The 13243-nt window shown below is 65.0% G+C and carries 14 protein-coding genes and 1 other RNA gene; 7 read left to right on the top strand and 8 right to left on the bottom strand.

Annotated features, from left to right (window positions below; genetic code table 11):
• Positions 1–47: 47 nt before the first annotated feature.
• Complete coding sequence (locus tag AC6R19_RS05640; RefSeq protein WP_500578736.1) at positions 48–1109, bottom strand: AraC family transcriptional regulator; 1062 nt, start codon at positions 1107–1109, stop codon at positions 48–50.
• A 274-nt stretch (positions 1110–1383) separates the two neighbouring features.
• On the opposite strand from AC6R19_RS05640, the gene AC6R19_RS05635 reads away from it, so the two are divergent.
• Complete coding sequence (locus AC6R19_RS05635) at positions 1384–1689, top strand: helix-turn-helix domain-containing protein (protein WP_500578813.1); 306 nt, start codon at positions 1384–1386, stop codon at positions 1687–1689.
• Positions 1690–1857: 168 nt separating this feature from the next.
• Complete coding sequence (locus AC6R19_RS05630; protein ID WP_500578735.1) at positions 1858–3837, top strand: S8 family peptidase; 1980 nt, start codon at positions 1858–1860, stop codon at positions 3835–3837.
• A 42-nt stretch (positions 3838–3879) separates the two neighbouring features.
• On the opposite strand, the gene AC6R19_RS05625 is transcribed toward AC6R19_RS05630, so the two are convergent.
• The 3 genes from AC6R19_RS05625 to rpiA all read right to left on the bottom strand — a co-directional run bounded on the left by AC6R19_RS05625 (position 3880) and on the right by rpiA (position 5773).
• On the bottom strand, positions 3880–4254 hold the full coding sequence (locus AC6R19_RS05625) for a DUF4168 domain-containing protein (RefSeq protein ID WP_500578733.1): 375 nt from the start codon (positions 4252–4254) through the stop codon (positions 3880–3882).
• Positions 4255–4448: 194 nt separating this feature from the next.
• Positions 4449–5078: a transglycosylase SLT domain-containing protein gene (locus AC6R19_RS05620; protein ID WP_500578731.1), complete on the bottom strand. Its 630-nt coding sequence runs from the start codon at positions 5076–5078 to the stop codon at positions 4449–4451.
• A gap of 20 nt (positions 5079–5098) precedes the next feature.
• On the bottom strand, positions 5099–5773 hold the full coding sequence (gene rpiA, locus AC6R19_RS05615; RefSeq protein ID WP_500578730.1) for a ribose-5-phosphate isomerase RpiA: 675 nt from the start codon (positions 5771–5773) through the stop codon (positions 5099–5101).
• A 215-nt stretch (positions 5774–5988) separates the two neighbouring features.
• Between rpiA and ilvA the strand changes: the two genes are divergently transcribed.
• A complete protein-coding gene (ilvA, locus tag AC6R19_RS05610) occupies positions 5989–7503 on the top strand; it encodes a threonine ammonia-lyase, biosynthetic (protein ID WP_500578729.1) in 1515 nt (504 codons plus the stop codon).
• Between the two features lie 457 nt (positions 7504–7960).
• The gene (locus tag AC6R19_RS05605) at positions 7961–8098 is read left to right on the top strand and encodes a hypothetical protein (RefSeq protein ID WP_193189208.1); all 138 of its coding nucleotides are present in this window, start codon (positions 7961–7963) and stop codon (positions 8096–8098) included.
• A gap of 165 nt (positions 8099–8263) precedes the next feature.
• On the opposite strand, the gene AC6R19_RS05600 is transcribed toward AC6R19_RS05605, so the two are convergent.
• The 4 genes from AC6R19_RS05600 to AC6R19_RS05585 form a co-directional block, all read right to left on the bottom strand.
• A complete protein-coding gene (locus AC6R19_RS05600) occupies positions 8264–8857 on the bottom strand; it encodes a 5-formyltetrahydrofolate cyclo-ligase (protein ID WP_500578727.1) in 594 nt (197 codons plus the stop codon).
• A gap of 23 nt (positions 8858–8880) precedes the next feature.
• Positions 8881–9061: non-coding RNA, 6S RNA (gene ssrS, locus AC6R19_RS05595), on the bottom strand.
• Between the two features lie 70 nt (positions 9062–9131).
• Positions 9132–9446, bottom strand: a complete 315-nt coding sequence (locus AC6R19_RS05590; protein ID WP_500578726.1) for a cell division protein ZapA — start codon at positions 9444–9446, stop codon at positions 9132–9134.
• Positions 9446–9649, bottom strand: a complete 204-nt coding sequence (locus AC6R19_RS05585; RefSeq protein WP_500578724.1) for a TIGR02449 family protein — start codon at positions 9647–9649, stop codon at positions 9446–9448. The genes AC6R19_RS05590 and AC6R19_RS05585 overlap by 1 nt, the downstream gene beginning before the upstream one ends.
• 204 nt (positions 9650–9853) lie before the next feature.
• On the opposite strand from AC6R19_RS05585, the gene AC6R19_RS05580 reads away from it, so the two are divergent.
• The 3 genes from AC6R19_RS05580 to AC6R19_RS05570 all read left to right on the top strand — a co-directional run bounded on the left by AC6R19_RS05580 (position 9854) and on the right by AC6R19_RS05570 (position 13243).
• A complete protein-coding gene (locus AC6R19_RS05580) occupies positions 9854–10423 on the top strand; it encodes a UPF0149 family protein (RefSeq protein ID WP_500578723.1) in 570 nt (189 codons plus the stop codon).
• 23 nt (positions 10424–10446) lie between these two features.
• A complete protein-coding gene (gene pepP / locus AC6R19_RS05575) occupies positions 10447–11799 on the top strand; it encodes a Xaa-Pro aminopeptidase (RefSeq protein WP_500578811.1) in 1353 nt (450 codons plus the stop codon).
• 208 nt (positions 11800–12007) lie between these two features.
• Positions 12008–13243 carry an FAD-dependent oxidoreductase gene (locus tag AC6R19_RS05570; protein WP_500578722.1) on the top strand — a complete coding sequence of 412 codons (1236 nt, stop codon included), beginning with the start codon at positions 12008–12010 and terminating at the stop codon, positions 13241–13243.

Raw genomic sequence — 13243 nt, 5'->3', positions numbered from 1 at the left:
GCTGCGGGGATTTTTTTTGGGCGAACCTTGTGTTCGCCCGCCCCGAATCAACCGCGGTATTTATCCCTATAGGCCCCCGGCGCCAGCCCGGTCCACTTCTTGAAGGCGCGGTTGAAGGCGCTGGGCTCAGAGAAGCCGAGGCGCTCGGCGATCTCCGCCACCGCGGTCTCCTGCTTTTTCAGCTGGTAGACGGCCATGTCGCGGCGCACCGAATCCTTGATGTCCTGCCAGCTGTTGCCCTCTTCCTTCAGGCGCCGGCGCAGTGTCTGCGGCGAGGTGTAGAGGCGCGCGGCCACGTCGTCCAGGGACAGGTTCTCTATGCAGTTCTGGCCAGCGAGCATGCGGCGGATGCGGCCGGTGAAGCTGTTGTCGGACTTGTACTGGGCCAGCAGGCATTCGGGGGCGCGGGCGAGGAATTCCGCCAGCTGCTGTTCGTCGCGCACCAGCGGCATCTGCAGGTAGCGGGTGTTGAACACCAGGCAGGTCTCACGCTGGTGGAAGTAGTGCCGGCAGGGGAACATATCGCTGTAGTCTTCGTTGTAGTCCGGCGGCGGGAAGGCCAGGTGCACCCGCTCCAGCAGAATGGTGCGGTCGATCAGCCAGCTGAAGAAGCGCAGCCAGATGACCGCCATGGATTCGACGAAGATCTGGTTCGGCAGCTGTTTGTCGTTGCCGTGGTGGAAGGTCAGCCGCGCCTCCTCGCCGTCCTCCACCAGCTTGATCTGCAGGTCGTCGCTGACCATGGACACGAAACGGCCGGAGCGCAGCAGGGCGCGGCGCAGGTTGGGGCAGCTGATGCAGGCGTGGCCCATCATCGCGAAGGTGCCGCGCTGCCAGGGGCGGGCCAGGTAGCCGCCGGACTCGTCGTTCAGCAGGTCCCACTCGCGGCACAGCAGGGTGGCCACCTGTTCGCGGCCGATGCGGCTGTCGGGGACTTCCAGTTGGGCGGGGTCTATACCGCTGTCCAGGAGCAACTGACGGCAGTCCAGGCCTGCGGCCCGGGCGCCGGCCAGTTGGGCGCGCACCGCCGCGGCGAGTATGCCGGGGTCCGTATCGCGGAGCTTGGGCGCCCCGTTTTCCAGCTCATTTTCCAGATCATCGCTTTCCACTGTCTCAGCCCTCTACTTATTGTGCTCGCAGCGTGTGTCCGCTGATGTGGAACCCGGATTATGCGCAAAGCGGCCGCGAAAGTCAGGGCTGAGCCGCGCGATTACAGCGCATCGCGCTGTGCGCGGCTCAGCGACCCGCCAGGGATGGCGGGGCCGGGGCTGGATCGAAGGCACCAGAGCCGCGCCAGGGATGGCAGGTTTGTCGCCTGCCGGGACTCGGGACGATCAATGTGCTACAACGGGGTTCCTTGCATAAACGGGACACACAGTGACAATGGATCTGCAAAAGCAGCTCAACCCCACCATCTGCCGGCGCATGCTGATCGCCCACCTGATCGCAAGCCTGCCCAAGCCCAACAACCCGGCGCTGGAGGAGACCACCGGCTGGCCGCGGCGCACGGTGCAGGACATCATCGCCAAGGGACTGCCGGGACACGGGACCCAGGTGGAATTCGTGCAGGAGGGGGTGCGCAACAACGACGGCTATTACGTGCTGCGGGACTGGGGCTCCTTCGACAAGGACTGGATAGAAAAGCACCTGCGGGAGATCTGCGCGGCGCTGCAGCTCCCGCCTTTGTAATATCCCGGACATGAAACCGCTCACTTTTCGGGCGTCTTCACATCACTTTTGGGCCCGGGCGCACAGTCTGGGCATATGGGCCGGTTTTCTCCATACCACTGTAATAGTCTCCCCTGCGGCACGAGGTTTCGCCACCCGCGATAACTGATTCCCACGGGAGACAAAAACATGAAAAATAAGTACCTAAAAATGACAGCGCTGTCGGTGTCTGTCGGGCTGGCGTCCGGCGGCGCCTGGGCAGCCGATGGCAAGCTGGTGGTGCGTTTCAAGGAAGTGGCCCATCCCTATGTCGAGTTGAGCTACGCCCAGCGGGCCGGCCAGCTGCGCGGCAACGGCAAACTGAAGGCCCGCTTCCCGCTGCGCGCCGGCCGCGCCTCGCCGGCATCGCGTGGCATCGATCGCAGCCGGGCCTACCACCGCTTCCGCCTGGACCGCTATTTCGAGATGCCCGTGCCCGAGGGCGCTGGTCGGGCGCAGATCGACAACCTGATCTCCAGCCTCTCCGGCAATGCCGACGTCGAACTGGTGTACTTCGAGCCCGAACCGGAGCCGGCCGCGGTCGCCGAGCCGGCCGCGGTGCCGGATTTCTCCAACCGGCAGGGCTACCTGTACAGCCGCGAGGGCAACCCGAACGACAGCTACATACTCGGCGGTGTGGACGCCCACTACGCCTGGACCTTGCCCGGTGGCGACGGCAGCGGCGTGGATGTGGTCAGCAACGAGATAGGCGCCTTCAACAACAACCACATCGACCTGCCGCAGCCGTTTATGGTGGTGGGGGACTATGTGATCGACGGCCACGACACCGCCAGCGCCGGCATCATCGCTTCCCTGGACAACGGCTTCGGCACCACCGGCATCGCCCACGGCGCGCGCCTGGGCTATGCCAAGTACGGTGTGGACCGCATGATCCAGGCCGCGGAGCAGCTGCCGCCGGGCAGCGTGATGCAGGTGGGTATTCACTACCGCAACGACAGCCTGGACCAGTACCTCGGCTGCGGCAGCAGCTGTTATGTGCCGCTGGACTACTACGACGGCCCCTACGACGCGGTGCGCTATATCACCCAGGAGCTGGGGGTGCATGTGGTGGCGGCGGCCGGCAACGGCAATATCAACCTGGACCACAGCCACTTCAACGGCCGCTTCGATCCGGCCCTGCGGGACTCCGGCAGCTTCCTGGTGGGCGCGGCGGATCCGGCCACCGGCCTGCGGGCCAGCTTCAGCAACTACGGATCGCGGGTGAATGTGTTCTCCTGGGGCTGGAATGTGACCACCACCGGCTACGGCAGCCTCTACAACGAGCCCAACGCCGAGTACACCGCCACTTTCAGCGGCACCTCGTCCGCCAACCCGATAGTCGCCGGCGCCGTGGCCAGCCTGCAGGGCGTCGCCCGCGCCGCGGGCCTGGGCGCGCTGGGAACCGGCGAGATGCGCGACCTGGTGGTCTTGACCGGCTACCCGATGCAGAACGGCGACGACACCACCATCGGCACCCACCCGGACCTGCATGCGGCCGCCGATGTGTTGCTCGAAGGTACCGGCGGCAACCGGGCGCCGCTGGTCTCGGTACCTGCCACTGCGGCCGTCACCGAAGGCGAGAGCTTCGAGCTCGCCGCCGACGCCAGCGATCCGGATGGCGATCCGCTGAGCTACCAGTGGACGGCACCCGGCCTGACCCTGGTGGACGGCAGCGGCGCCATCGCCAGCCTGGTCGCACCCCAGGTGGACGGGGACACCGGCTACACGGTGACAGTGGCGGTCAGCGACGGTATCGACACCACCTACGCCGAAGTGGCGGTGACCGTCGAGGATACCGCCAGCGGCGGCTGCGAAATGGTGGATCCCGACGCGGGCAACTACCCGGCCTGGAACAGCGGCACCGTCTATACGGGAGGCGACCAGGTGAGCCACAGCCAACTGGTGTGGCAGGCCAACTACTGGACCCAGGGCAACGAGCCCGGATTCTCCGCGCCCGAGTGGACGCTGATCAGCGATGTGGAGGTGCCTTGGAGTGCGGATTCCACCTATAACGGCGGCGACGAGGTGAACCACGAGGGCCGGCGCTACCGCGCCCAATGGTGGACCCGCGGCGACGAGCCGGGAACGGCCAGTGTGTGGGTGGATATAGGGCCGTCCAGCTGCAACTGACGGCATTTGCCGCGGCGCTTTCCGGCCGCGGCAGTTCTCAATTTATTCTTGCGGCTGCCCCTGCTGCAGTATTTTGTTGACCCTCTCTACCAGGGTCGGGTCAGACTTGAGGCTTGTCGCTATCTGCTGGTACTGGTCTTTTGTCAGTCCCGTCTCTTCTATGGCCGCGATCATCTTCCCCTGCGCCTCCCGATTGAGCGCCTCGGCCTCCTCGATATCCGCCGCAGCCTTGACCTTGGGGGCATACTCGCGGCTCAGCAGGACTATGGCCCGGTAGGCATCGGCAAACTGCTGTAGCTGCGGATCACTGTACGCAACCTTCTGCGCGGTGACCTGCGCGGCGTCACTCTGTGCCTGGGCGAATGGCAGCGCCGCGAGCAGTGCGAGAGCGGCGAGAAAAATAGCGGGTGTTTTCATCGAGCACCTCGAAAAAGTCAGGGGACGCTTTTGCTTCGGCGAGGAGCGCCCAGCGTCACATTTGGGGGGCTACAACGTCAGTCTTTTGCCGATGCAAAAGTGAGGTGTTGTCAGCAGAGGGTAGACAGTTTTGCCGCAGTGTTGGGCTATTTGCCGCCAGCCGTATGAATTTTTATCGGCTGCACATTGGAAAATTAAAACAGGCCGAGAAACTTCTTGCGCCGCTTCAGCGAACCCTCGCAGCTGTTCAGCTGGCGCTGGTAGCTCTGGGCGCGGGCGGACACCTTGTGGGAGACCTTTTTCAGCCAGGCCTTGTTTCTAAAAGTGCGCCGGTTAAAGCCACCCTGTCCCTCGTGATAGGCGAGATAGAGGTGATAGGTATCGTCGGGCTTGATGCGGCACTGGCGCGCGCTGGTGTTGTTGTACCAGCCGACGAAGTCGATGGCATCGCCGAAGTCGTCACGGTCGGCGCCGTAGTTGAAGGTGGAGCGCTGGTAACCGCGCCAGGTGGTGCCCAGCGCCTGCGGGTAGCCGTAGGCGTCCGAGGGGCGGGGGCCGGGGATAAAGCCGAGGATCTTGGTGCGCGGCGGGCGCGCGTCGTGCACGAAGCGGGATTCCTGGTGCAGTATCGCCATCATGGTGGCCACCGGTGAGCCCCACTTCTCCTCGGCGTCCTTGGCCTCGCCGTACCAGCCCTTCTTCTCGCGGAAGATGGAGCAGATATCGTCGGGATTGCTCGGCGGACTGGTGGCGCAGCCCGCGGTCAGCGCCGCAACAGCGAGGGACAGGGAGGCGAAATTCCGTTTGTTATTGCTTTTCCACATGGCGATACAGTTTATTTGACTTATTCGGCGGTAAAGGTCTTAACCCCGGAAGTGGTGCCCAGCAGCAGGATGTCTGCCGGGCGCCGGGCGAAGATACCGTTGGTGACCACGCCGGTGATATTGTTGATCGCCTCTTCCAGGGCCTTCGGCTCTGTGATCTTCAGATTGTGCACATCGAGGATGATATTGCCATTGTCGGTGGTCACCCCCTGGCGGTAGACCGGGTCGCCGCCCAGCTTGACCAGCTCACGCGCCACCAACGAGCGCGCCATCGGGATCACCTCCACCGGCAGCGGGAAGTCGCCGAGAATCGGCACCCACTTGCTCTCATCGGCGATGCAGACGAATTCATCGGAACAAGCGGCGACTATCTTCTCCCTGGTCAGTGCCGCGCCGCCACCCTTGATAAGCTGCAGCGCCGGGTTGGCCTCGTCGGCGCCGTCCACATAGCACTGGATGCCGTCGACGCTGTTCAGGTCGTAGACCGGGATGCCGTGGGATTTGAGCCGCTCGGCGGAGGCCTCCGAACTGGCCACGGTGCCGTCGAACTGGCCCTTGATCTCCGCCAGATAGTCGATAAAGAAGTTGGCGGTGGAGCCGGTGCCGACGCCGACGATGGAGTCCGCTTCCAGTTTGGGGGCGATGTAATCCACCGCGGCGCGGGCCGTGGCCTTCTTGAGTTCGTCCTGAGTCATGCTGTGGCTGGTTTCCTGTGCAATTATTTGTGCATTATCGCCCTTGCGGAGAGAAAATTTCTCGCGAAGGCGCCTTTCCGGTGGTAAAGATGCTGGCGGAGGATTAGACTGGCTTGCCGGTGTCGCGCCTCACGCAGCCCTGCCAGGGTGCATACTGAGAGCTGTCGCACACAGAGTTGAACCGCTGTTTTTTACCGCTACGGCCGCCGAATCCCATGCCCAAGTCCTATATCAAGCGCATTTTAGACGCGCGCATCTACGATGTCGCCACCGAGACGCCGCTGGAGCCGATGCGCCAGCTGTCGCACCGCTTCAACAACCGTATTCTGTTGAAGCGCGAGGACCTGCAGCCGGTCTTCTCCTTCAAGGTGCGCGGTGCCTACAACAAGCTGTTGCAACTGCCCGCCGAACAGCGCGCTCACGGCGTTATCGCAGCCTCCGCCGGCAACCACGCCCAGGGTCTGGCGCTGGGCGCGGCGCAGTTGGGGGTGCGCGCCACCATCGTAATGCCGAAGACCACGCCGCAAATCAAGGTCAATGCGGTGCGCATGCGCGGTGCCGAGGTGGTACTGCACGGCGACACCTTCGACGAGGCCGCGGCGCGCGCGCGCGAGCTGGTGGTGGAGCGCGGCCTGACCTTCGTGCATCCCTACGACGATCCCGATGTGATCGCCGGCCAGGGCACCGTGGCCATGGAGCTGTTGCGCCAGCACTCCGGCAACCTGGATGCGGTGTTCATTCCGGTGGGCGGCGGCGGCCTGGCCGCGGGCATGGCCGCCTACATCAAGTACGTGCGCCCGGAGGTGAAGGTCTACGCGGTGGAGCCGGAGGACGCCGCCTGCCTGAAGGCGGCACTGGATGCCGGCGAGCGGGTGCGCCTGCCCCAGGTGGGGCTCTTCGCCGACGGCGTCGCCGTGGCGCAGATCGGCGAGGAGACCTTCCGCGTGCTGCGGGAAACGGTGGACGGCGTCATCACCGTGACCACCGACGAGATCTGCGCGGCGATCAAGGACATCTTCGAGGACACCCGCTCCATCGCCGAGCCCGCCGGTGCCGTGGGCCTGGCGGGACTGAAGAAGTACATAGAGCAGGGCGGCAGCCGCAATGCGGCCCTGGCCACCGTGTGCAGCGGCGCCAACACCAATTTCGACCGGCTGCGCTATATCAGCGAGCGCACCGAAATCGGCGAGAAGCGCGAGGCGGTGCTGGCGGTGACCATCCCCGAGCGCGCCGGCAGCTACCTGCAGTTCTGCCGCGACCTGGGCGATCGGTCCATCACTGAATTCAACTATCGTTTCGCCAACAGCGGCGAGGCGCATATCTTCGTTGGGTTACAGGTGGCCGCGGACGCGGACCGCCGCCAGTTGGTGGAGAAGCTGCAGTCCGGCGGCTACCGGGTAACCGACCTGACCGACAACGAGATGGCCAAGCTGCATATCCGCCACCTGGTGGGCGGGCGGGCGCCGGGCCTGACCGACGAAGTCGTCTACCGCTTCGAGTTTCCCGAGCGCCCCGGGGCGCTGCGCAAGTTCCTGGAGCAACTGGCCGGGCGCTGGAATATCACCCTGTTCCACTACCGCAACCACGGCGCCGCCTACGGCCGGGTGCTGGCCGGACTGCAGGTAGCGCCGGGGGAGCGGGAGCAGCTCAGGGAGCTGCTGGACCAGCTGCAGTTCCCCTTCTGGGACGAGACGGACAACCCCGCCTACCGCTTCTTCCTCGCCAGTTGACCGCCTTGGAGAGGAGAAGTCAGGCAGTTGAGCCTGAGAACCTGTTTGAGATCTTCAAAAAACGGCCTCCGTGCCGGAGCTGGGTGGGGTACCGCTTTCCGGGACACGGGCTAGGCGCCCGCCCTAAATCCATCCCTGGAGGCTTGTCGGCGAGGTCCCTCTCGCCAACAGTCCCGGAAAGCGGTCCCCCACCCAGCACTGATGGCTTCTTGCGAGATTCCAAACAGGTTCTGAGCGGACAGGGCGCCGCCACGTAGACCAGGGCGGCGGCCCTGTCTAACTTTTTTGCGCAAAAATGCGACAAAAATCACAAAAAACACCCGCCGGTCGGTTACTATTTCACCGTTCTTAAAGTATCTTCTCAGCTGTGGAACTTCTGCGTTGAAGCGAGTCTAACGCGGGGTGAAACGCTGATAACAAGGCACACAAAAACAGCCGATCTTACAGGATGGTCCCCATGAAACCCGACGCACTGACAATCGCTGTGGTTGTCTTTGTCGCGGGCGTACTGTTGAGCAGCACCGGTCTGACCGAGGTCTTCGCCTCGGATCCGGAACCGCCGGCGGCTCTGCAGCAAGGCGTGGTGACGCGCTAGCCCGCAAGCAAACAGAAAAGGCCGAACGCCCCCGCGTTCGGCCTTTTCTGTTGGTGCCATCCGGAACCCGGATTCCTTATGTTGGGCTTCGCGGAGCTCAGCCCAACCTACACTCGACCACCGACCACCGACCACCGACCACCGACCACCGACCACCGATCACTGTCACCGGCAGCGGTAGAGCCGCTCCTCGGTGACCACTGCATCCAGTGGGATATCCCAGCTGTCCGTCGGCAGCTCGGGTACGCACTGCAGCTGGTGGGCCGCGCCGATCAGCGCTGGGCCGGCGCCGGGCAGCAGTCGCTTGAAGGCGAAGGTGCGGTCGTAGAAGCCGGCCCCCATACCCAAGCGGGCGCCACTGGGGTCGAAGGCCACCAGCGGCACCAGAACCAGGTCCAGCCGCTGCGGCGGCTGGCTGTGGCCGCGCAGCGGCTCCGGAATGCGGAAGCGGTTGCGGTAGCTGAGCGGAGCGCCGTGCCAGCGGCGAAAGCGCAGGTGCGGGTGTGGCTCCGCCGGCAATACCGGCAGGTAGAAGTGCTTGTCGGTGAAGCGCTTCAGCAGCCAGCGGATATCCAGTTCCCCGTCCATCGGCCAGTAGATGCCGATATGCCTGGCGCGCCGCATACGCGGGCTGCGGCTCAGGTGGATGGCGGCGGCGCGACCGTGAAGGCGCTGCTGGTACAGGCTGAGCGCGCGTCTGGCCGCGCGCATGCGGCGGCGCAGCTGAGCCTTCTCAGATCGGGCTTTGCTTTCGGTCATTTTGGGGGGATTGGAGAAAAATTAGGAACCCCGAGTGTGCGGCTGAAGACGTAGCCTTGAACCGTTAAGTTCAAGGTGGCGGCCTCCGGGATACATAAGGCTTTCCGCTGCGCGGCGGACCTGCACACCAGCATCCGCTGGAAACCACCGGGGTAAAAGTATCGGCTCGAGGACATAGTCTACTGGCCAACACCCCAGGGCAGACAAATTATAACGCGGTGGGCGAAAAAAGGCTAAACGGCTTGTTGGCGGAAAAATTTGGATGGGCGAATTGTCAAGCGTCGTTCACGTCCATTTTGCCCAGCGCGGACTGGACCTTTTCCTGCAGCCGGTCGAGCATTTCCTGTTCCAGCGGTACGCGGGTGAGTTCGGCCTTGGCCTGGATCAGCTCGTGGGCGATGTTCAACGCCGCCATCACCGCGATGCGCTCCAGGCCGATCACCGATCCGCTGGCGCGGATGCGCGACATGCGCTCGTGCAGCAGGCGCGCGGAGGCCTGCAGTTCGGCGCGCTCGTCTTCCGCACAGGCGACGCGGTACTCCTTGTCGAGGATGGAGACGGTTACGGTTTTCGGTGCTGAGTCACCCATCAGGAATCTTGCGCTAGCCCCTTGAGGCGGTTGATCATGGCTTCGACCCGCGAGCGGGCGGCCTCATTGTTTTTTACCAGGCGCTGGCGCTCGCGCTGCCAGTCGGCTTCCAGCCGACGCAGCTCGCGGTTGTCCTCGGCCAACTGCTGACAGCGGGCGATCAGGGAATCCACAGTGCTTTCTAACGCTTGCAGCTTATCCATAATTCCTTGCGTCGATATCGGCTGGCAACGCTACAGACTGCGTAGGCCGGGCTATTCCGCTACTATATTGCCGGTGTATGGGTGGGTCAATCGCCCCGCCCGCGCAGGCAATCACAAAAATTGCCCCCGATCGGCAGCGGCCGGCCGCCGCCGGATACTGCTGGGCAAACTCTGACCATATTGGAACAATACTGAGCGGTAGCTATGACACGTGCAGGCAACGAATTTGAATCCCTGGCCAATTCCATCCTCGCCGCCGGCGGCCAGGCGGATCCGAGCGAGCTGCACGGTTTTGTCTGTGGCCTGCTGGCCGCGGGCACGCGCCCGGACAAGCACCGCTGGCAAAAGGAGCTGGGAGAGTTGCTGGAGCTGGACGCGGTGCCCGCGGACCTGAACCGGGATTTTCTGCAGCTGGCAGAGGAAAGCCGGCAACAGCTGGGCGACAGCAATTTTGATTTCCAGCTGCTGCTCAGCGAGGATGAGGACATTGTCGCGCGGACGCTGGCCCTCGGCCACTGGTGCCAGGGATTTCTGCATGGCTTCGGCATAGGCGAACACAGGGGCGAACTGCAGCCTACCAGCAATGAGGCGCTGCAGGATCTAAGTGCCATTGCGCAGGTGGACGCCGATCACGCGGAGCAGACCGAGGAGGCGGAAAACCAACTGCTGGAATTGCAGGAGTATGTGCGCGTGGCGGTGCTGAATGTCTACACCGAGGTGAATGGGGCAGAGGTGCGCGGCGACAAATCCGGCAGCGGGCCTACTGTGCACTGATGGCCAACTCCAGAAGTGCAGCCGTGGGCATCAGCAGGGCGGAGTTCGCCCGTCGCCGCGCGCGCCTGGTCGCCGGCCTGGCTCCGGGCAGCCTGGCCATAGTGCCCGCCGCGCGCGAGCAGCTGCGCTCGCGGGATACCTATTTTCCTTTTCGCCAGGACAGCGATTTTCTCTACCTGACCGGCTTCAACGAACCCGAGGCGCTGCTGGTGCTGGTGCCCGGGCGCCCCCAGGGCGAGGCGCTGCTCTTCTGCCGCGAGCGCGATGCGGAAAAGGAGATGTGGGACGGCCCGCGCCTGGGGCCGGAGCGCGCGGCAGAGCAGTGCGGCCTCTGCGACGCCTTCCCGATCGGTGACCTGGACGACATACTGCCGGGCCTGCTCGAGGGGCGCGAGCGTATCTATTTTACGATGGGCCGTTTCCCGCAACTGGACCGGCGCCTGCAGAACTACCTGCAGGCCATAGATGCGGCACCCGGCAGCGGCGGCAGCCCGGAAATGGTCGCCCTGGACCACCTGTTGCACGACCTGCGCCTGTACAAGAGCGCCGCCGAGCTGCGCCTGATGGCGCGCGCCGCCGGGATCAGCGCAGAGGCGCACCGCCGCGCCATGGCCCGCTGCCGCCCCGGTTGCTACGAATACCAGCTGGAGGCGGAGATACTGCACACCTTCGTCGCCGCCGGCGCGCGCGAGCCGGCCTACCCGACCATCGTCGGCGGCGGCAGGAACGCGCTGGTAATGCATTACTGCAGTAACAATGCACAGTTGAAAAACGGCGACCTGGTGCTGGTGGATGCCGGCTGCGAATACCGCGGCTACGCCGCCGATGTGACCCGCACCTATCCGGTCAACGGTCGCTTCAGCGGTGCGCAGAAGGCGCTGTACGAGACAGTGCTGGCCGGCCAGTTGGCGGCGATCGAACAGATAAAAGTCGGCAACCACTGGGACCAACCCCACACAGCCAGCGTGGAGATGATCACCCGCGGGCTGGCGGACCTGGGCCTGCTGCGCGGCGACGTCGACGGCCTGATAGAGTCCGGCGCCTACCGCCGCTTCTACATGCACCGCGCCGGCCACTGGCTGGGCATGGACGTGCACGACGCCGGCGACTACCGGGTGCACGGCCAGTGGCGCCAACTGGAGCCGGGCATGGTGATGACCGTGGAGCCGGGTATCTACATAGCCGCGGACGACGAGACAGTGCCGGAGAAATTCCGCGGCATCGGCATCCGTATCGAGGACGATGTGGCGCTGACGAAGGACGGCCCCCGGGTGCTGTCGGCGGCGGCGCCGAAGGCGGTCGCGGATATCGAATACACCATGCGTGAGGGTTTGGGGTGCCAGGCACAGGACCCGATGCAGGAGGAGCTGTGGTGAAAGGTAACTACTCGCCCCTCGGGACTCGGAAAAGAATGCCAGCGTCGGAAGCGAAGGCGCTGATGCCGGGGGAAGTTTGCGGGACTGTCAGCGAGAGGGACCTCGCTGCCAAGCCTACAGGGATGTATTCACGGCGTGTCCCGCAAACTTCCACCGGCAGCAGGGCCGCCCGGACCTTTCTTATTGCCAACAGGGGTGAGCAGTGACGGTGAAAGAACGGAAAACGGATTTGGCCATCGTCGGCGGCGGCATGGCCGGCGCCAGCCTGGCGCTGATGCTGGCCCGCTACTGCCCGCAGCTGTCGGTGGTGCTGCTGGAGCAGCGCCCGCTGCCGGACGCGGGCGCCAGCATACAGCTGCCCAGCTTCGACACCCGCGCCACCGCCATCGCCGCCGGCAGCCTGCAGATCTTCTCCGAACTGGGCCTCTGGCCGCAGCTGCGCGACTACTGCGCGCCCATCGAGCGTATCCAGGTCAGCGACCGCGGCCGCGCCCTCGGCATGTCGATGCAGGCGGAGCGGCAGCAGCACGCCAGCTTCGACGGCATGCTCGGCGCGGTGATAGAGAACGCCGCCCTGGGCCCGATACTGCATTCCGCCCTGGCGCAGACGCAGGTGCGGCTGCTGGCGCCGGCGCAGGTCACGGATGTGCAGATGAATGGCGAGGGCGCGCGGCTGCGCTGGCGCGCCGGTGGAGGCGATGCCGAAGTGGAACTGAGGGCGGCGCTGCTGGTGGTGGCGGACGGCGTCGATTCCCCCCTGTGCCGGCGGCTCGGCATTGGCACCGAGCGAATCGAGTACCGCCAGCGGGCGCTGGTCACTACAGTAGGGATGCAGAGGGATCACGGCGGCCTGGCCCACGAGCGCTTTACCGACGCCGGTCCCATGGCGCTGCTGCCGCTGCCGCAGAGGAGCGGCCAGCACCGCATGGCGCTGGTGTGGACCTGCGCGGAGGAGGATGCCGGGTCACTGTGTGAACTGCCCGAGGGCGAATTCATCGCGCGGCTGCAGCGCGCCTTCGGCTGGCGCGCCGGCCGCATCCAGCGCGCGGGCAGCCTGCACAGCTATCCGCTCAGCCTGTCCCTGGCGCGGGAACAGTGGCGCCGCAACCTGGTACTGGTGGGCAACTGCGCCCACTTCCTGCACCCGGTGGCGGGCCAGGGGTTCAACCTGACCCTGCGGGACTGCTACGGCCTGGCGCGGGTTCTCGCCCAGGCGGATTTGGCGTTGAATTCAACCGAACAGCTAGACTTGTTACAGGCCTACGGCCGCGACCGCCAGTTGGATCAGCAGCTGACCATCGGCTTCAGCGACCGCATACCACCGCTCTTCGCCTCCCCCGGCCTGCTGGCGCGGGGGCTGCGCCAGGCGGGCCTGCTGGGACTGGCGCTGGCGCCGCCGCTGCGCGCCAGTTTCGTCGGCCAGGCGGCGGGTTTTGGGCTTTAA

This window comes from Microbulbifer sp. SE14 (genome assembly GCF_059834885.1).
Note: the sequence above shows the minus strand (reverse complement) of the source record. Positions and strands in the feature narration are given on the sequence as shown.